This is a genomic window from Arthrobacter sp. WCS2018Hpa-7, assembly GCF_031843805.1.
GTDB lineage: Bacteria > Actinomycetota > Actinomycetes > Actinomycetales > Micrococcaceae > Arthrobacter.
This window is the reverse complement of sequence record NZ_JAVTJB010000015.1, coordinates 37,060-54,628: the sequence shown is the minus strand read 5'-3', so window position 1 is coordinate 54,628 and position 17,569 is coordinate 37,060. Positions and strand designations below refer to the sequence as shown.

General features: G+C 64.2%; 15 protein-coding genes. 5 read left to right on the top strand and 10 right to left on the bottom strand.

All coding sequences use genetic code 11. From position 1 onward, the window contains the following. Positions 1 to 292: 292 nt before the first annotated feature. A complete protein-coding gene (locus RQH14_RS15880; protein ID WP_311214138.1) occupies positions 293 to 1,882 on the bottom strand; it encodes a sigma-70 family RNA polymerase sigma factor in 1,590 nt (529 codons plus the stop codon). A gap of 227 nt (positions 1,883 to 2,109) precedes the next feature. Beyond that, the gene (locus RQH14_RS15875; RefSeq protein WP_311214137.1) at positions 2,110 to 2,253 is read right to left on the bottom strand and encodes a hypothetical protein; all 144 of its coding nucleotides are present in this window, start codon (positions 2,251 to 2,253) and stop codon (positions 2,110 to 2,112) included. Positions 2,254 to 2,263: 10 nt separating this feature from the next. Between RQH14_RS15875 and RQH14_RS15870 the strand changes: the two genes are divergently transcribed. The 3 genes from RQH14_RS15870 to RQH14_RS15860 all read left to right on the top strand — a co-directional run bounded on the left by RQH14_RS15870 (position 2,264) and on the right by RQH14_RS15860 (position 5,333). Further along, entirely contained in the window at positions 2,264 to 2,806 is a 543-nt protein-coding gene (locus RQH14_RS15870) for a hypothetical protein (RefSeq protein ID WP_311214136.1), read from the top strand. 95 nt (positions 2,807 to 2,901) lie between these two features. Next, entirely contained in the window at positions 2,902 to 4,275 is a 1,374-nt protein-coding gene (locus RQH14_RS15865) for an Ig-like domain-containing protein (RefSeq protein ID WP_311214135.1), read from the top strand. Between the two features lie 230 nt (positions 4,276 to 4,505). Continuing rightward, on the top strand, positions 4,506 to 5,333 hold the full coding sequence (locus tag RQH14_RS15860; protein WP_311214134.1) for a DUF1684 domain-containing protein: 828 nt from the start codon (positions 4,506 to 4,508) through the stop codon (positions 5,331 to 5,333). Positions 5,334 to 5,359: 26 nt separating this feature from the next. On the opposite strand, the gene RQH14_RS15855 is transcribed toward RQH14_RS15860, so the two are convergent. Next, complete coding sequence (locus tag RQH14_RS15855; RefSeq protein WP_311214133.1) at positions 5,360 to 6,673, bottom strand: acyl-CoA dehydrogenase family protein; 1,314 nt, start codon at positions 6,671 to 6,673, stop codon at positions 5,360 to 5,362. Then, on the bottom strand, positions 6,670 to 7,467 hold the full coding sequence (locus tag RQH14_RS15850; protein ID WP_311214132.1) for an SDR family NAD(P)-dependent oxidoreductase: 798 nt from the start codon (positions 7,465 to 7,467) through the stop codon (positions 6,670 to 6,672). The genes RQH14_RS15855 and RQH14_RS15850 overlap by 4 nt, the downstream gene beginning before the upstream one ends. Positions 7,468 to 7,551: 84 nt before the next feature. Between RQH14_RS15850 and RQH14_RS15845 the strand changes: the two genes are divergently transcribed. After that, complete coding sequence (locus RQH14_RS15845) at positions 7,552 to 8,730, top strand: glycoside hydrolase family 76 protein (RefSeq protein WP_311214131.1); 1,179 nt, start codon at positions 7,552 to 7,554, stop codon at positions 8,728 to 8,730. Here the strand turns inward: RQH14_RS15845 and RQH14_RS15840 are convergent. Then, entirely contained in the window at positions 8,727 to 9,320 is a 594-nt protein-coding gene (locus tag RQH14_RS15840) for a YdeI/OmpD-associated family protein (protein ID WP_311214130.1), read from the bottom strand. The two genes, RQH14_RS15845 and RQH14_RS15840, sit on opposite strands and share 4 nt — an antisense overlap. A gap of 85 nt (positions 9,321 to 9,405) precedes the next feature. Here RQH14_RS15840 and RQH14_RS15835 point away from each other — a divergent pair, with 85 nt between their 5' ends. Then, a complete protein-coding gene (locus tag RQH14_RS15835; protein ID WP_311214129.1) occupies positions 9,406 to 10,131 on the top strand; it encodes a hypothetical protein in 726 nt (241 codons plus the stop codon). Here RQH14_RS15835 and RQH14_RS15830 read toward each other — a convergent pair. Genes RQH14_RS15830 through RQH14_RS15810 form a run of 5 tightly spaced genes read right to left on the bottom strand, consistent with a single transcriptional unit; the run spans position 10,128 to position 17,549 of the window. Continuing rightward, on the bottom strand, positions 10,128 to 11,384 hold the full coding sequence (locus RQH14_RS15830; RefSeq protein ID WP_311214128.1) for a M20 family metallo-hydrolase: 1,257 nt from the start codon (positions 11,382 to 11,384) through the stop codon (positions 10,128 to 10,130). The two genes, RQH14_RS15835 and RQH14_RS15830, sit on opposite strands and share 4 nt — an antisense overlap. Before the next feature lie 8 nt (positions 11,385 to 11,392). Next, on the bottom strand, positions 11,393 to 13,159 hold the full coding sequence (locus RQH14_RS15825; RefSeq protein WP_311214127.1) for an amidohydrolase: 1,767 nt from the start codon (positions 13,157 to 13,159) through the stop codon (positions 11,393 to 11,395). An 8-nt stretch (positions 13,160 to 13,167) separates the two neighbouring features. Next, complete coding sequence (locus tag RQH14_RS15820) at positions 13,168 to 14,574, bottom strand: gamma-aminobutyraldehyde dehydrogenase (RefSeq protein ID WP_311214126.1); 1,407 nt, start codon at positions 14,572 to 14,574, stop codon at positions 13,168 to 13,170. A 12-nt stretch (positions 14,575 to 14,586) separates the two neighbouring features. Continuing rightward, positions 14,587 to 16,221, bottom strand: coding sequence for a thiamine pyrophosphate-dependent enzyme (locus RQH14_RS15815; protein ID WP_311214125.1), 1,635 nt, complete (start codon positions 16,219 to 16,221; stop codon positions 14,587 to 14,589). Beyond that, the gene (locus RQH14_RS15810; protein ID WP_311214124.1) at positions 16,218 to 17,549 is read right to left on the bottom strand and encodes an MFS transporter; all 1,332 of its coding nucleotides are present in this window, start codon (positions 17,547 to 17,549) and stop codon (positions 16,218 to 16,220) included. The genes RQH14_RS15815 and RQH14_RS15810 overlap by 4 nt, the downstream gene beginning before the upstream one ends. Positions 17,550 to 17,569 lie beyond the last annotated feature (20 nt).

Sequence of the window (17,569 nt, the reverse complement as noted above, 5' to 3'; positions counted from 1 at the left end):
TGTCCGTCCGACGGCACACCCCAGGAGGGCTACCAGCAGCAAGCTTCCCAAGCCCGCCAACGTCCAACGAAGCTTGTTCGGTGAACTGAACTTTCGCGCAAACCAACTCCGGCCTGTCGGAACCAAAGTCCAAACAGCCACCAGAATCCCCAACAAACCAGCAACGGCAGAAAGCGTTGCTTCCATAATGCCCCCATAATGCGTAGCGAATTAGCTCGGTTCTCATCTCCGGAGACCGCCATTGAAGTAGTGAGCGGGGAAGGAGGTTCGTGACGCTGCCCAGTCATCCGAATTAGTAGCGGTACTCAAACTCCCCGGTGGCCAGGCCGCTCCCGCTGAGGGAATACCTCAGTACGCCGTCGGACTTCTGGCGCTTGGATTGCACAGTCACATGGAAGTGCAGATCGCTGCGCTGGAGTGAATCCGTGCTGCATGTAACTTCCGTGCTACCCGCCATGGAACACGACCATCCTTCTGGTGCCTCGATGGAGCTCTCCACGATCCGTGAATCCCGGCCCACGGCAAACACCGCCGTACCTGCCCCCAGGGGCCGGGTGCCTGAGGCGTTAAAGTCGACTTCCATGGCCGTGCCGCGGAAGTATCCCTCAGAGGTGCGTCTGGCCGTACCGGAGACCTGTGCCCGCCCCGATGGCGGGTTCGATGGCGCCACAGAAGGAACGGTTGCAGTCGCGGTCGGAGTGGACGTGGTAACCGGAACGGGATCCGGCTCCTGAACCGGTGGCGCCTCTGGCTCCGTTGATGGCTCCGGCAGTGGCTCCGCGGGCACGATTTCCACCGGCACCGGCTGAACCAAGACCGATGGCGCAGGAACCGGCGTGCTGGTTGGGGAGGCTGAAGGTGTAACCAGCACTGGGTCCTTTTCCAATGGCGGGGCGCCCGTTTCGACGGCACGCTCTTCCATATATGCGTCAGGGGTTAGCTGGTCCACTATTCCCACGGCCCCTAACACCAGCCCCACGCCTGCCGCTGCAATGACGGCCATCACGGCGGGTTTCGCGAGGGCGGGAGCGACAAGCACCGCCTTTGCGGGCGCCATCCCGCCGAGGACGCCCAGTCCACCCCCCTTTACGGCCCACGCAGCCACAGGGATACCAGTCACCAGCGGAAGAAGCACCACCCGCATGCTGTTCTCGACGTCCTTCAGTTCCGCAAGTGCTGCCGTGCATTTGGAGCAGCCATTCAAATGCTCGCGAACTTTGCGCTCCGCTGCGCTGGAGAGTCCGCCCCGGAGGTAGTTGCCCAATTTCGTGACGAATGCTGCACAGGCGTCATCAGGCTGATCCGCGATGTGGAGCTGAAGATAGTGTCGCCTCAGCCCCTCACGTGCGCGTAGTGCCAGTGCAGAAACCGCGTTGGCAGACAGCCCAAGAATGGGAGCGACTGCCGCCGGCTTCATGCGTTCAACATCCAAGTACCACAGCACAGCCTGCCAGCGTTCCGGCAAGGCATGGAACGCCTTGGTCACCGTTTGTGATTCAAAAGCGCTCACTGCTGAATCTGAATCTGCCAGTGTTTGGTCCAGGACAGATTCGTCACTGCTTGGCAGGACCTTGCCGGCTTTTCGGTTTCGCTGGTGGGACAGCCGGGTCACCGTGGATAGTAAGTATGCCCGGAAGAAAGTATCCGGCCCTTTGCCCGCCACCAGGCTCTGCAGCACGGACTGGAACGCCTCAGCAACAACGTCCTCGGCATCGCTCAGATTGTCCACGTTGCGCTTGGCTACGGTGGATGCGATGGAAATGTGGCGCTCGTACAACCCGTCGAATGCGGACATCTCGCCGGCACGAACCATGCCAATGAGGTGTCCGTCGCTATCAACGTCGACGTCCACTTGGCTGCCCGCTTGTGACCTTCGTGCCATCTAAGGCACCCCCAAACCGTAAATAATCCTGCCCATATCTATTGAGTGGGGGTAGGCGGCAAGACGTGACGCTGTTTGTACACTGTCTTTAGCAACGATTTGCGGTCCGCCTCGTCACGAAACGGCATTTCCGCACACTCTTCGGATATGACATCGTTCCGGACAAAATCATTCGCAGAGTGCACGTTCTCCCGGCACCTTTTGCTGCGTAGATGGCAGACCACCAGTTACCAAACGGGCTGGCGCTTCCATGCTGACTGGTTCTTGCCCGAAGTCCGGACTGTCGTCACCTCATTGGCAGCCAGCGCGACCGTTCCGGCACCTGCAGCCAAATCCCTGGGCGCGGCGCGGGCCAGGAATGGAGTAAGCATCAGTGAGACCATGACTGATTTCCGGGCGCTCTTCTCTGCGGCCGAACGGTCCCTGGACGTCGATGCCCTGCAGTCAGTGGCGGAAGGCTGGGCCGAGGTTGCAGAAACCGCACCGCCGATCTCGTGCACGGATGTCTACACAGGACTGGCTACGCAAGCACACTTCCAGCGGCGGATCCATGAAATCTCATCCATGGGGGCCGGGCCCGATTGCCCGGGCGCACATGCCATGGCCATCATCTCCGTGGCCGGACCACGAGACAGCCGGAGCCATTGCTGGACACTGTTGGCCCGGCTTGGAGAAGCCGTCAAAGGGCAACTTACCGGCACCGGCGCGATGGCCATGTACCAAAACTCCGCCGTGCACGTGCTGTTCCCGTTCAGTGAAAGCAACCTGTGCAGGCTGGTGGAGTGCAAGGCAGCGCTGGAAGCTTTGGGTGATGGCGATCTGGGCCCTGCGAAGCTGCGGTTCTACCCGTTGTCATCCGCTGCTGCAGCGGCGGCCGCCGCCACGGCACCAGCGGCTCAGGACTCATCCTGCGAAACAAAATAGGCCGGCTCCCGTGTGACGCCGTCACGAACCAGCGTGGCCCACCACTCATCTATTGACGGAGCACCTCACCACGGATTCTAAGGACCATCCAACACATGAAAAATAAGATCCATCTAAAAACCGCGTCATTGGTGGCCGCCCTTCTGGCGGTTGTCATGGCCGTCCTGGGACTGGGCATGACTGCCTTGCCCGCCAGCGCTGCAGAGCTGACGGACGCGGAAATCACCCTGAGGACGGAATCAGTGGTTTCCAGTCAGTGGGACCAAGTGGATCTGACGTGTGAATGGTCCGTGCCGGACAACTCCCGTCCAGGTGACACTTTCAGCATCCAACTGCCGCCGCAACTGCGCTGGTTTGGAGTCACATCATTTGATTTGCAGAATCCTGACGGCGAAGCAGTGGCCACTGCCATGGCAAACGACTCCGGCTTGGTGGTATTCACGCTGACAGACTTTGTGGCGGAACAGCCCCTCAATGTCGGCGGAACGTGTTCCTTCAGCACCCAATACTCGGTTGATCCCGGTGACAGCGAAATTGAGGAACTGAGCTTTACTGTCGGCTCCACAGTCCTGCGCGTCCCAGTAGATGTTCAGCCTTGCACGTCGGAGTGCGGGCCGTCCCTCCCGACAGAAGCAGGCAAAGCCATGTGGTGGGTTGACCCCGCCCAGACGGTCCTTGAGTCGATCTTCTACATGCCGCCGATGCCTGCGAGGACCAACGACGTGGTGATTACCGATACCCCGGCCGCAGGCATGGAGATCGACTGCAGCCGGGTGACGCCCCGCGTTGGCCGCGTGTTGAACGACGACGGAAACATCACAGAGCCTTATGCCAACGAGCAGTACCCTGCAAGCCTCGACTGCACTCCGCAGAAACTCACGGCGAGCTGGACTGGCCTTCCCGAAGGCCTTCACGTAGAGCTCTACGTCGTGACCCAGGTGACCGATCCGGCATTGGACGTCTACGAGAACAGCGGAACTGTCACAATCTCGGGGGAGGAAACACCCGTGTCGGCCCAGACCCGCCGGAGCAGCGGAAGTGGAACAGGCAACGGCACGCCCACGCCCACGCCCACAGCAACGGCTACACCAACACCAACCCCGAGCACCGCCACACCCAGCCCAAGCCCCACCACGCCCACGGCAACCTCCACACCAAGCCCGAGCGCCAGCACCACCACGCCAACGGCGACGGCAAGTGCAACACCCGCACCAAGCCCGAGCACCGCCACGCCCATGCCCACGGCCACCCCCACTGCAACAGACGAGCCCATTGTCGTGACTACCGAACCCCTCGTTGCAGGGCCCACGGAGAACCCGTCGGAACCTGCTGCAGAGGCGCCCGAGGAACCGCTGGCCAACACGGGTTCACAGGGAGCGGCATTCGTCTTTATTGCGGCCGCCCTCCTGGCCGTAGGATCGTTGCTCGCCTTCGCGGGATCACGCTGGTCCAGCCGCAGGTCGCACTAGCAAGGCCCGCTGAGGGCTGGATCGACTGATGGGCGGGGCACACGATGTCCAGCCCATCAGTCGGTTCTCCAATCTCGGCTCGCGCTGGCATGGGTTGGGGGCCAGCGCGAGCCGTTCCAATGCAACGGCGCCCCCGGCGTCGGGTCGACTTCAGGGAATGCCCACGCCCGGCGCATAGTTGAGGAAAGTGCAGTCACGCCGAGTGACGCGAAGACAAGCCGAGGAGACCCATGAGCTCGCCCACCACAGCAACCGATGCCCAGCTGGCCCGTTGGGAGAGGTTCCGTGCGGGTCGGCACACGGCCCTGGCCACCGAGCACGGCTGGCTGACCCTGACCTCCTTCCAGTGGTTGGAGTCGGACCCGAGCGAGGTCGAGCTGGCCCCCGGCCGCTGGTCTACTGACGGCTCAACAGCTTTTCTTTCGGCGAGCGCAGCGGACGGCCTCACGTTCGTCGAGACCGGCGAGCCTGTGGACGGGACAGTCAGCGCGGCCCTGCAGGATGAAGAGTCACTGATGTGGGTTCAGTACGGCGGCGCCGACGGTCAACAAGTGGTGGTGGAGCTTGCCATGCGCGCTGATAAGTACGCCATCCGTACCCGGGACAACGGCTCTCCCGTTCTGACGGAGTTCCAAGGCGTTCCCAGCTACGACTACAACGCCGGGTGGGTCATTCAGGGACGTTTCGAAGCGTATGACGAGCCTCAGGACGTTCCTATCGGTACGGCCAATCCTCTGGTGGACGGGGTCCATCGCTCAGTGGGTGAGATCGTTTTCCACGTACCGGGTGTCCCCCATGAAATCCGGCTCCACGCGGAGGAAGAGAAGCTGGGCGCCCTCAACGTGACCTTCCACGATGAGACCAACGGCGCCACCACAGACGAGTGGCGAAAGGTCTTCATCCCTCGCCCCCGCCCGGACGGGTCCGTTGTGATCGACTTCAACCGCAGCATCAACTACCCCAGCGCTTTCACCCCCTACGGCACATGCCCCATGCCGGTGCGGGGCAATTCGATCGATGTACGGGTGGAGGCCGGCGAGAAACTCCCCCAGGATTGAAGTGCGGACCGCAAAGCCCGCCGGGGCTAGGTGATTGCTGAAACCCCCGTCACTGCGCGGCCGACTATCAACGAATTGATCTCGTAGGAACCCTCGTAGGTGTAGATGGCTTCAGCGTCTGCGAAGATTTTGGCGATCCGGTAGTCCGTGACAATTCCGTTGCCGCCCAGAATGGACCGGCCCAAAGCCACTGTCTCCCGCATACGGGCGCTGCAGTAGGCCTTGGCGAGGGCCACCTGGGCCATGTCGGCGCCACCGTGGCGAACGCCTTGGGCATCCGTGGAAATGTCTTCCTGCAGTTGGGCGATCCTCACCATCATCCCCATGCTGGCCACCGCATTTCCCAGCATGTCCACCAGGTGTTGCTGGATGAGTTGGAACTTGGCGAGCGGCTTCCCGAATTGCATGCGCTCAACGGCGTACTGCCGGGCAACGTCGAACGCCGCCAGTTGCTGGCCTACGGCTTGCCAGGCAACCATGATCCGGGAGCCTCGCAACAGATGGTTGGTATCGACGAAGCTGCTGATCCCGGCGAAGCGATCCGCTTCGGCGACTTCAACGTCAACGAAACGGATATCGGCGTTCTGCACTGTCCGCAGCGCGATCTTGTTCTCTATGCGGCTGCGGGTGATGCCGGGAAGTGAAGCGTCAACGATGAACGCGCGAATTGCTCCGTCGGCTTCGTCTTTGGCCCACACCAGCATGTAGTCGCAGAACGTCCCGTTGCCGATCCAGCGCTTGGCGCCGTTGACCACCCAGTAGTCACCGCCGTCGGAGGCTGCCCTCTGGACCTTCCGCGCCGTAGTCTCCATGCCACCTGCCACATCTGAGCCATGGTTCGGTTCGGTGAGCGCGAAGGCGCCGGTGGTGCGCAGGTTCGAGGCGTCGTCGAGGTAGCGGTCCTGTTGGGAGTCGCTCCCGAAGTCGTACAGCGATTCAACGAAGAGGTCGTGATGGACCATGAAGAACGTGGCAATCGACGTGTCCACCCGGGTCATCTCGGCGATCACCAGGCCGGCGAACAGGTGCGTGTACCCCCGCTGGGCAGGCGCGCTGAGCCGCAGCGCCGCGAGTTTGGGCAGTATATGTTCGGGGAACTCGGCCTTTTCCCACCATTGTCCGGCGTACGGCGCGATTTCCGAGGCAAGGAAGGTCCGGAGTTCGTTGAGTTTCCGCTGTTCCTGGACGCTGAGCAGCGACTCGAAGTCGAAGAAGTCGGCGGTGGGCAGCCCCGCCACCGAGGACGGTATCGCACCGGAGGAAGGTCTCGCATCCGCGGAGCCCGCCGCCACCGCCCCGGGAGTTGGGGAATCCGCACCACCGCTGTAGTCGCCCATCATTTGATTCCCATTCGGATGGCGCCGTCCAACCGGATTGTTTCACCGTTCAGCATGGCGTTCTCCACTATATGCGCGGCCAATTGTGCGTATTCGGCCGCACGGCCCAGCCGCGCGGGATGCGGGACCTGCTGACCCAGGGAATCCTGGGCCGCTTGTGGGAGACCTGCCATCATGGGTGTTTCAAAGATGCCGGGGGCTATGGTGGCCACCCTGATCAGCGAACGTGCGAGTTCGCGTGCCAGGGGCAGGGTCATGGCCGCCACGGCACCTTTCGAAGCAGCGTAGGCAGGCTGTCCGATCTGGCCTTCGAACGCTGCCACGGATGCTGTGTTGATGATGACGCCGCGCTCGGGTCCGCCCAGTTCGGTGGAAACCGGGTCGGTTTCCACCATGGCTGCGGCGGCGAGCCGGATCACGTTGAAGGTTCCCACGAGGTTGATCTGGATGACTCTGTTGAACGTTTCGAGGGGCAGCACGCCGTCGCGTCCCAGCACCTTGCCGGGTGTGGCGATGCCCGCGCAGTTAACGACGATCCGCAGCGGGCCAAGAGCGGTTGCAGCATCGACGGCGGCCTGAACCTGCGCTTCATTGGTGACGTCGGCGGGGACGAAGACAGCCCTCGGACCAGAACCTGCACCCCCGGCGTTCAGTTCTGCGGCGTAGGTGTCTCCCGCCGACTGCGGCAGGTCCACCAGGACCACCGACGCTCCGGCATCGAACAACCGCTTCGCGGTGGCGGCCCCCAGCCCTGATGCCCCACCGGTAATCAGCGCGACCGTGCCCTTGATGTCCATTCATCCTCCTTGATGCAGACCCAAAATCCGTTAATGCATGTTAACTGGAATTGTGAGCCGGCGCACCCTCGGTAGGCTGGGGCCATGCCCGCCGACGCTTTCGCTGCCGACCAGCCGCTCCCCCTCACAGGCCCGGATGAGTGGGCAACGCGCGCCAACCAGGCCGCCCGATCAGTAACGCGGACCTTCGGCCGGCGCCTGCTTTTCCTTCCCGGCACGCACATCGGGGCGGTCAGCCTTCCCGCCAACACCCTTCGCAGCGTCTTTGGTCCCTGGCATTACTGGTGGCAGGCGCATTATGTCGATTGCCTGGTGGACGCCGGCCGCCGTGAGCTGGCCACCACAACAAAGTTCGACGGCGCCTCCCGCCCCAGTGCGGGCAGGCTCGCTTCGCGGCTGGTCACCACCATCCGGCTGCGGAACCTGTTGAGGTTCGAGAACCACTTCTACGACGACATGGCCTGGCTCGCCCTCTCCACGCTCCGGCTGGAGAAGCTGGCGGAGGAAACCAAAAACCCGGGTCGACGGCGCAACGCGTACGTCCGCAAGAAGCTGACCCTGCAGTTCGACTCGGCCTCCACAGACGATCTGGGCGGCGGAACGTTTTGGAGCACGCAACGGGACTTCAAGAACACCCCTGCCACAGCTCCTGTGGCGCTTTACTTCGCCCGAACTGGGCACAGTGAACGGGCACAGTCGCTGGTGACGTGGCTCAACAGCCGGCTTTTCCACCCGCAACGGGGCGTCTACATGGATGGACTTCGCATCCGCCATGGTGACACCGTCCTGGAGGATGCCGTCTACACCTACAACCAAGGCCCGGTCCTTGGCGCCTTCCTGGAACTTGGTGGCCAGGAAAACCTGGATCGTGCTGCGGGGCTGGTTGAGTCGGTGTCCCGCGAACTGACCCTGCCCGGAACACGTGTCATCCAAGGCGACGGTACGGGCGACGGCGGACTTTTCACCGGCATCCTGGTCCGCTACCTCGCACTCGCCGCGCGGGATCAACGGTTGCCCGCCGCGGCTCGGGAAACTGCCCGGGCCTTGGTGCACGCTACGGCCGAAGCGTTCTGGCTGACGCGCCGTGAAGCGCCGGAACTGCGGCGCTCCAACGCCCCCACCGGAACTCCGGCGCTTATTTTTTCTCCTGATCCCCTGCGGCCGGCGGCCGAGACGTATCCGGTGGGTGCCGCCGTCGAACTTTCCACGCAGCTTCAAGCCTGGATGACGTTCGAAGCAGCCGCTGCCCTGGCGCCAAGCTAGGCGGGGCGCTTCCTCTGCGGGTACGGCGTTTCGTGCCGGGCCAGCATCTCCACAAACCCGGCAATCTTGCGGGCCCGGGTCTCTGCGCGTTTCACCCCGTTGGTGCGGTGGATCAGGGCGAAGCGGTTCTGGGAGGTCAGGACATCGAACATCGCCTGCGCTTCCGGCACAGCGGCGATGGCGGCGGCGAGATCGTCCGGGACCACGGAGTCCGCGGGACCGGCATAGGCAGCTTCCCAGCGGCCATCGGCTTTGGCGGCTTCGACGGCGGCACGTCCGGCGTCGGTCATTTTGCCCTCGGATTCCAGGCGGGCAATATGCCCCACGTTCCGGGCTGACCAGATGCTTTTGCGGCCGCGCGGCGTCATGCGCTGCATGTAGCTTTGGTCGTCGCGGCTCTTCGCTTGACCGTCGATCCAGCCGAAACACAGTGCCTCATCCAGGGCCGCGTCATAGTCCAACTCCGTGACAGTGCCGCCTTTCTTGTGCAGGATCAGCCACACTCCCGGACTCTCGGCAGCGTGCGCCGAAAGCCAGTCACGCCACGCGGCGCCGTCTTTGATAAGGAGTTCCTGGAGCTCAAGGGGCATGGGTCCATTCTGCTGTGAAACGGGCGACCCCAGGCAAGGCCACGCGGCATAGGCTGGGAAGTGACCACCCAGCCTAGGAGGACCCATGCTGCGATCCCGTCCCACCCACTACACGTCCCGCCCAGCGCAGTGGTCCACGCTCCTCCAAGCGCTGGGGCTGGTGAAGACCCTGGACGAGGACGGCTGGTGGGAGTTCGACGCCGGCTCGGGTCGCCTCGCGGTGGGCTTCGTGGAGCACGGCCACCCGTTGGATGGCTCCACGATCTTCGGTGTGGAGGTGGGCAACCTGGCGGAATTTGCGCGCCGCACCGAGGAAGACGGCACCCAGGCAGACTGGACTGAAACCCAGGACGGACCCACTGTGCGGATCGCTGCCGAGGACGGTTTCGAGTTCTTTGCGTTCCCTGCCACGAGGGCAGCCGATGACACGTGGACCACGTCCACGGAGGCCGACCCGGCGCTGGCCGTAGTAGCCAGCTGGATCAGTCCCTTTGGGGGCCTTGCGGCCAACGATCTCCGCAACATCGGCGCCCGGCCGCGCACGGAGGATGACGAATCAGCCACGTTCACTACCAAGAACGGCGGCATCCTGCGGGCGATCCACGGCGCGGACAGCGTTAACGGGGACCTCTCCTTCGAGTACGACGGCGGGTTGGAACCGTTGTTGCACCGGCTCACCGAAGCAAAAATCGAGGCCAGAATCAGCGAGGACGTGCTGTACGTGGCCAATCCGGATGCTGCGGGCGGCTCGGCACCGGCGTCGATCGTGGTGGAGAGAGCACCAACACCGCCGACGCCGGAAACCCGCTAATCCTCCAGCGCCCCGTCACACAGGCGGGCAACCACCTCGGTGAGCATGGTCAGGCCAGCCACGATGTCTTCGTCCGTGGTGTATTCGTGCTCGTTGTGGGAGATGCCGTCCACGCTGGGCACGAAGAGCATCACGGTGGGGACGAGGTCCTTCATGTTGGTGGAGTCGTGCCCGGCCAAGGTCATGACTTCCTTGTTGGCCAGCCCCAGGTCGGCGGCCACCTTGGCCGCGAGTTCCACACCCTCCGGCTGGTATGGGGTGACCGCCCAGGAGTGTGAGTGGTTCTTTTCCACAGAGACGTTGGCCAGCCGTTCGATCTCCGTGATGCGGGCGTGCAGCAGTGCGTCGGCCTCGGCCAAGACGGCTTCGTCGGCGCTGCGCAGGTCCAGCAGCAGGTTCACCCTGGATGGCACCACCACGGGCGAGTTCGGGTACACGTTGAGCTGGCCCACCGAGGTGTGGAGCACCCCGGGGAAGCGGTCGGCGAGTTCGCGTGCCGCAACTACCAGCATCGAGGCACCGAGCAGGGCATCCTTGCGGTCCGCGATGACGGTGGAACCGGTATGTGCCTGCTCGCCGTGGACCACGAACTCATACTTGTTCGCGGCCCAGTTGGAGCTGACAAGCCCGATGGTGACGCCTTCGCGCTCCATGCTGCGCCCCTGCTCGATGTGGATCTCGGCGCAGTACGCGGCTTCCGGTCCTTCAAAGGTGCCGCGGCAACCAATCGCGTCCAGTGCGTCGCGCACCGCAATCCCGGCGGCGTCCTGGGTGTTGAGGGCGTCCTCCAACTCCAGCTTGCCGGTGTACACGGACGAGCCCATCATGGAGGGCTTGAAGCGGCTGCCTTCCTCGTTGAACCAGTTGACGACGGCGAGGTTGAATTTGGGTGCCGTGGCGCCGGCTTCCCAACGGGCAGCCAACCGGAACGCGGCGTGGGCAGCCGCGAGGACGCCGTATGCGCCGTCATAACGTCCCGCCGTCGGCTGTGAGTCCATGTGCGAGCCCACCACCACGAAGGGCGCACCGGGCACGGCTTCGTAGAGGCCCCACTGGTTGCCGGCGTGATCGAACTTCACCGTGAAGCCGTGCTCCTCCAGGAGGCCGGTGAGCCAGCGTCGCTGTTCGCCGTCGGGAATGGTTGCGGCTTGGCGGTCAACGCCGCCGTTCGCCGTGGCACCGAAGGCGCTCATGGTCCGGAAGTCCTGCACGAAGGCGGTGTCCTGGGCGGTGAAACGTGTGGTAGTTGTCATGGTCTCCCCTATGAGCTCTGTGTCGCTGAAACACGGCCCGCTGAAACAGGGGCCTTGAACGGACTTTCCGAGGAAGGTTCCGCGTGGAAGTCGGTTGATTGATACGTAAAGCGGCCTCCGACGGCGGTGGCCAGGACCTGAAGTTCGCTGATGCTGGGTGCCGTCAACGGTGAGGCGGAAAGGACGGTAAAGTCGGCGAGTTTGCCCGGCGACAGCGTGCCCTTGTCCGCAAGGGAACCTGTTGCTGCGGCGGCTCCGGACGTGTAGGCGGCGAGTGCCTGGTGTGGGGTGAGGCGTTCGGCCGGGTTCCCGAAGACGGCCCCGGACCCGGTCCGGCGGTCCACGAACGCCTGCATGCCGCGGAGCACGTTTCCGTCAGCGACGGGCCGGTCCGAGCTACCGGCCAAGACAACTCCTGCTTCCAGGAAACTGGCTGCCCGGTAGGCCCACGGCAAACGGTCCGGCCCGAGGGACGCGGTCATGCCGTCCCCGCCGTCGCAGAAGAAACTTGCCTGGGGTGTCACGGCGATTCCTGCCTCCGCGAGCCTTGTCAGCTGCTCGGGCCGCGTCATGGACGCGTGCTCAATCCTGTTGGGCAAGCGGCGCTGCCCGTACATGGCCTGGCAGTCGCTGATGATATCCACCGCGAGGTCAACGGCCCTGTCCCCGATGGCGTGGGCCGCTATGGACCACCCGGCGGCGTAGGCGGCCTCGATGCGTTCCCGCAGCTGGGCGGGGTCCGCTTGGAAGTAGCCCGTATTGCCGCGGTTGTCTTTGTGGCCGTGGCTGCAGAACTCGTGGCTGACGGCGGCGGTTTCGCCCAGAAGCGAGCCGTCCAGGAACACCTTTGCCGGTCCCAGGGACAGGTAGTCATTCCCAAAGCCGCTGGTGATGCCAAGATCCAGCCCGGCCGGGGCGGCACCAACACTGTCAGAAGCATGCCCGTTGAGGCCGTGCAGCACATCGAGCACCGGCATCACCTGGGCACGGGCATGCAACCGGCCGTTGGCGGCAGCGCTCTGGTAGGCGGCGAGCTCGGCCGGGCTGTGCCCGATCCATCCGCCGCCCACCCCGGCCTCGGTGAAACTCGTGATGCCCTCGGAGGCGTAGTACAACGTGGCCCTCTCGAGGGCGGCTTCGATGTCCTCCAACGAATACGGCAGGATCAGCTGCTGGATCAGTTCCTGGGCCGTCTCCTGGACGAGTCCGGTGGGATGTCCCGCTGCGTCGCGGATGATCGCTCCGCCGTCGGGATCCGGAAACGACGGCGACTCGGCACCTGCCAGCCGCAGCGCGGCGGTGTTGACCACTGCCATGTGCCCGGAGTTGTGGCGCATGAACAGCGGCCGCTCCCCCGTGATGCGGTCCAGCTCGGCAATGTCCGGGAAGGACCCGCCGTGCTGTGTCTGGCTGAACCCGGTAGCGAAGAGCCAGCCCTCGCCGTCGGTCCCGGCATTGACATTGGAATTGGTATTGGTATTGGTATTGGCAACAGCAGCTGTCAGCAGCCCATAGAGCTCTTCCAGGCCGCGGGCACCGGACACGTCCAGCTCCGCCAGGCCCAGCCCGAACCAGGTGGTGTGGCAGTGGGCATCGATGAAGCCTGGAGTGACGGTGGCACCGCCAAGGTCTAGAACTTCAACGGCGTCCAAGCCATCGAGGTCTTCGTCGAGGCCCACGATGCGGCCCTGCCAGATGCCCAGCGAACCGGCCACCGGGCGGTCCGGATCCATGGTGATGATCTCTGCATTCCGCAGGAGGAGGTCGAGTTTCATGTCAGGTTCTAGCGGTGGGAGGTGGTGACGGATTTGATGCGGGTATAGTCCTCAAGGCCGTAGACGGAGAGGTCCTTGCCCGTGCCAGAGTGCTTGAAGCCACCGTGTGGTGCTTCGGCCGGAATTACCTGGTGGCAGTTGATCCAGACGGCCCCGAAGTCGAGCTCGTTGGATACGCGGGTGACTACGCCGTGGTTCTCGGACCACACGCTGGATGCCAGCGCGTACTTGGTGCCGTTGGCGAGTTCGATGGCTTCTTCCTCGGTGGCGAACGGCTGGACCGTCAGCACCGGGCCGAAGATTTCGTCGCACACCACCTCGTCTGTCTGGAAGACGCCGTCGATCACCGTTGGCTCAAAGTGGAAGCCGGTTCCGGTGCGCTTGCCGCCGGACAGGACGCGGGCGTTGGCTGGCAGGCGGGACATGAAGCCCTCCACGCGCTCCAACTGCGCGGCGCTGTTGAGCGGGCCAAGATCGGCTTCCCCGCCGCCTACCTTCAGGGCGGACGCGGCGTCAGCCAGGGCTGCTGCGAACTCCGCATGAATGTCCTGGTGCACCAGGACGCGGGTCACTGCCGTGCAGTCCTGCCCGGCGTTGAAGAAGGCAGCCAACGCGATTTCGCTGGCCGTCCGTTGGATATCGACGTCGGCAAACACCACAGCGGGCGCCTTGCCGCCAAGCTCAAGGTGAACGTCCTTGAGGGTCTTGGAAGCTGCAGACATGACCTGCGCGCCGGCCCGGGTGGAGCCGGTAATGGACACCATTTCGGGGATGTCGTGCTCCACCATCGCAGCCCCGGCGTCGCGGCCGCCGCAAACAATGTTCACCACACCGGCCGGGTAGACCTGCTGTGCCAGTTCACCCAGGACCAGCGTGGACCATGGGGTGGTGTCGGCAGGCTTGAGGACCAGGGTATTGCCCGCGGCGAGGGCCGGACCGATCTTCCAGATGGCCATCATGAACGGGTAGTTCCACGGCGTAATCTGGGCGACCACGCCGATGGGTTCGCGCCGGATGGTGGAGGAGAAACCCTCCACGTACTCGGTCTGCGCCGTGCCGGAAACCACCCGGCATGCCCCGGCGAAGAAGCGCAGTTGGTCCGCGCCGCGCAGGATCTCGAGCTCTTTGGTGAGGGCGGAAGGCTTGCCGGTGCAGGCCACCTCGGCCTCGAGCAGACGGTCAACATTCGCCTCAATGAGGTCGGCCAGCTGCAACAGCAGCGACTGGCGCGTTCCCGGCGTCGTGCGCTTGTAACTCTTGAAAGCTGCGGCAGCGGCTTGGAAGGCGGAGTCGACAGCGGCGGCGTCACTGTCCGGGGCGGTGCCGATCTGCTGGCCCGTGGCGGGGTCGAAGAACGGCAGGCTGGCCGCGGCGTCCACGGACTCGCCGTTGATGATGTTCTGAAGCTGAATCACAGGAGGCTCCGGTCAGTTCGTTGAAGTCTTGGGAGAACGCGTGGTGGGGTCCTGCGGCAGGTGCAGCAAGGCCGGGAGGCCGGAGTCGACGGCGCGGCGGAACGCGGCGGTGAAGTCTTCCGTGCGTTCAACACGCTCGCCGTAACCGCCGTAGGAACGGGCGAGGGCGGCGAAGTCCGGGTTGGTCATGTGCGTGCCGGAGGGCCGGTCAGGATAGTGCGCTTCCTGGTGTTCGCGGATAGTGGCGAAGATGCCGTTGTCCACCACCAGGACGATAAATTTTGCGCCGTAGCCCATGGCCGTGGCGATCTCCTGGCCGTTCATCATGAAACAACCGTCGCCTGCCACGGAGATGACCTGACGGCCCGGGTAAGCGAGCGAGGCTGCCACGGCTGCAGGGATGCCCATGCCCATGGCGCCATTGCGCGGAGCGGCCAGGGAATTGGCCGAGTTGTGGTCCAGGTACCGGGCGGGCCACAGGGCGTGGTTTCCGGCGCCGAAGGTGAGGACGGCGTCGTCGGCCATTTCCTTTTTGAGGACCTCCATGGCGACACCCAGGTCTACGCCGATGCCGCCGTCGGGCGCTGGCGTAGAGAAGCTGAGCTGATCGGCGCGGGCGCTGGCGAACCAGCCCTCCTCGCGGTTGCCGGTCGCGTGGGTGGTCGCGTGGGTGGAAGCCAGTGCCGCAGCGAACGCCGTGACATCCGCGATGATGTGCTGGTCCACGCGGCCGAAGTGGCCCAAGAGGTTGGCGTCGGCGTTGACCACGACGGTTTCGGCATTGAGTCCGCGCTTGTAGCCATCGGACAGGACATCGCCGCGGACGCAGCCAACAAAGATGATCAGATCGGCGTCGTCCAGGCGCTGGGCGTTGGCGTCGCTGCGGCCGTAACCCAGGAAGCCGGCGTAGGCGTCGCTGCGGTGCGGAACGGCATCGTAGGCGCGGAAGTCGGCAACCACCGGGATCCGGTGCTGGCTCGCCCACGCGGCCAACTGCTCGCCGGACTCTTGCGTCCACCCTTCACCGCCGACGACGACCAGCGGCTTGCGTGCCGCCGCCAGCATTCGCGTGAGGCCGGACAGATCAGCGGAGGCCGGCTGGGGACGGGCAATCCTGCGGGGTTCCACGGTGGCGTTCTCCACGACGTGCACCAACACGTCTTCCGGGAGGCCGATGACCACTGGGCCGGGGCGTCCGCTGAGGGCGGTGAAGATGGCGTCGTCCACCACGCGGGCGGCGGACGCTGCGTCATCGAGGGTCACTACCTTCTTGGCGGTGCTGCCGAACCAGGCGTTGATATCGAATTCCTGGAAGGACTCGCGACCCCGGTCCGCTACGGGGATCAGGCCCACGAACAGGATGAGTGGAGTGGCGTCCTGGTAGGCGGTGTGGATGGCGATGAAGGCGTTGGCCGCACCCGGACCGCGGGTCACCATGGCAACGCCCGGGAGTTCAGTCAGACGGCCTTCGGCGAGTGCCATGAACCCGGCACCGCCTTCCTGGCGGGCCACCACGTTCTGGATGGGCGAGCCGTGCAGGCCGTCAAGGACATCCAGGAAGCTCTCGCCGGGAACGGTGTAGACACGCTTGACGCCTGCCTTTTCCAGTTGGGCGACGATCAAGTGGCCGGCGGTCGTTGTGCTCAATGCTTCATTCCTTCTTCTTCGATGGAAAGCGCGGGGAGGAACAACCCGGAGAGTGCCGTCAGTACGGAAACCACCAGCAGGATGATGGCGCCGGGCCAGAAGGAGTTGTTGGCTGCTACCAATGCGGTGGCGATCAGCGGCACGAAGCCGGAGATGACGCCGGCAGTGTTGGAGGTGATGGCGACGCCGGTGTAGCGGACCTTCGTGGCGAACAGGGCAGTCAGTGCGGTGCCGGAGACGGCGTATGGGATAGAGAGGACGGCGACGCCGATCATCATGCCCAGGACAACAAGGATGGGGTCGCGGCTGTCGATGGCGAGGAAGACGGGGATTGCGATGATGGCCGAGGCCACGCCGCCCCACAGGATGACCTTGCTGGCGCCGAACTTTTCACCCAGGCGGCCGGCCCAGATGAGGGCGCCGATCTCCAGGGCTGCAGCGAGCAGGGTGCCCATGAGCAGGAGTTCAGAGGGCAGCTTGAGGACTTTGGTGCCGTAGAAGACCACGAAGCTGGTGATGAGGTAGAAACCGCCGATGCCCAGTAAAGCCGAGCACATGCCCACCAGGATCTGGCGCCAGCTGTTCTTCAGGACGCCGCGGATGGGGGCGTGTTCGGTCTCGCCGGACTCCATGAGGGCTTCAAATTCGGGTGATTCGCTGAGGCGGCTGCGGATCCACAGGGAGATGGCAAGCAGCGGGATGGCGGCGATGAAGGGGATGCGCCAGCCCCACGCGTCAAAGTTGGTTTGTCCCACCAGAAACAGCATGCCGAAGAAGCCGCCGGAGGACAGGATGGTGCCGATCGGGGAACCGATCTGCGGCAGGGCGGCGTAACGTGCACGCTTTTCCACGGGCGCATTCTCGACGGCGATAATCACCGCGCCGCTCCACTCGCCACCTACCGCGAGGCCCTGAACGATGCGCAGGGCTACCAGCAGGATGGGGGCTGCCAAGCCGATGGTCATGTAGTTCGGCAGGAGACCGATGAGGCCGGTGACAATTCCGATGCCCACGATGGTGACCATGAGGATCTTCTTGCGGCCAACCTTGTCTCCGAGGGCACCGAAGATGAAGCCACCGATCGGGCGGGCTACGAAGCCGACCGCAAGAGTGGCAAAGGATCCCATGGCCGCCACGAAGGGGTCTTGGGAAACGAAGAACTGTGCGTTGAACACCAGCGCAGCGGCTGTGGTGAAAAGGAAGAAGTCGTACCATTCCAGCGCAGTGCCCACGAGGGCGGCCAGGGCCACCTTCTTGGTAACGCTTTCATCGACGACGCGTACTGCCGCGGGACTGGCGTCCGTGGCTCCGCTGACCGTGCTTGCCATAGTTGCTCCATGAGTGCGAA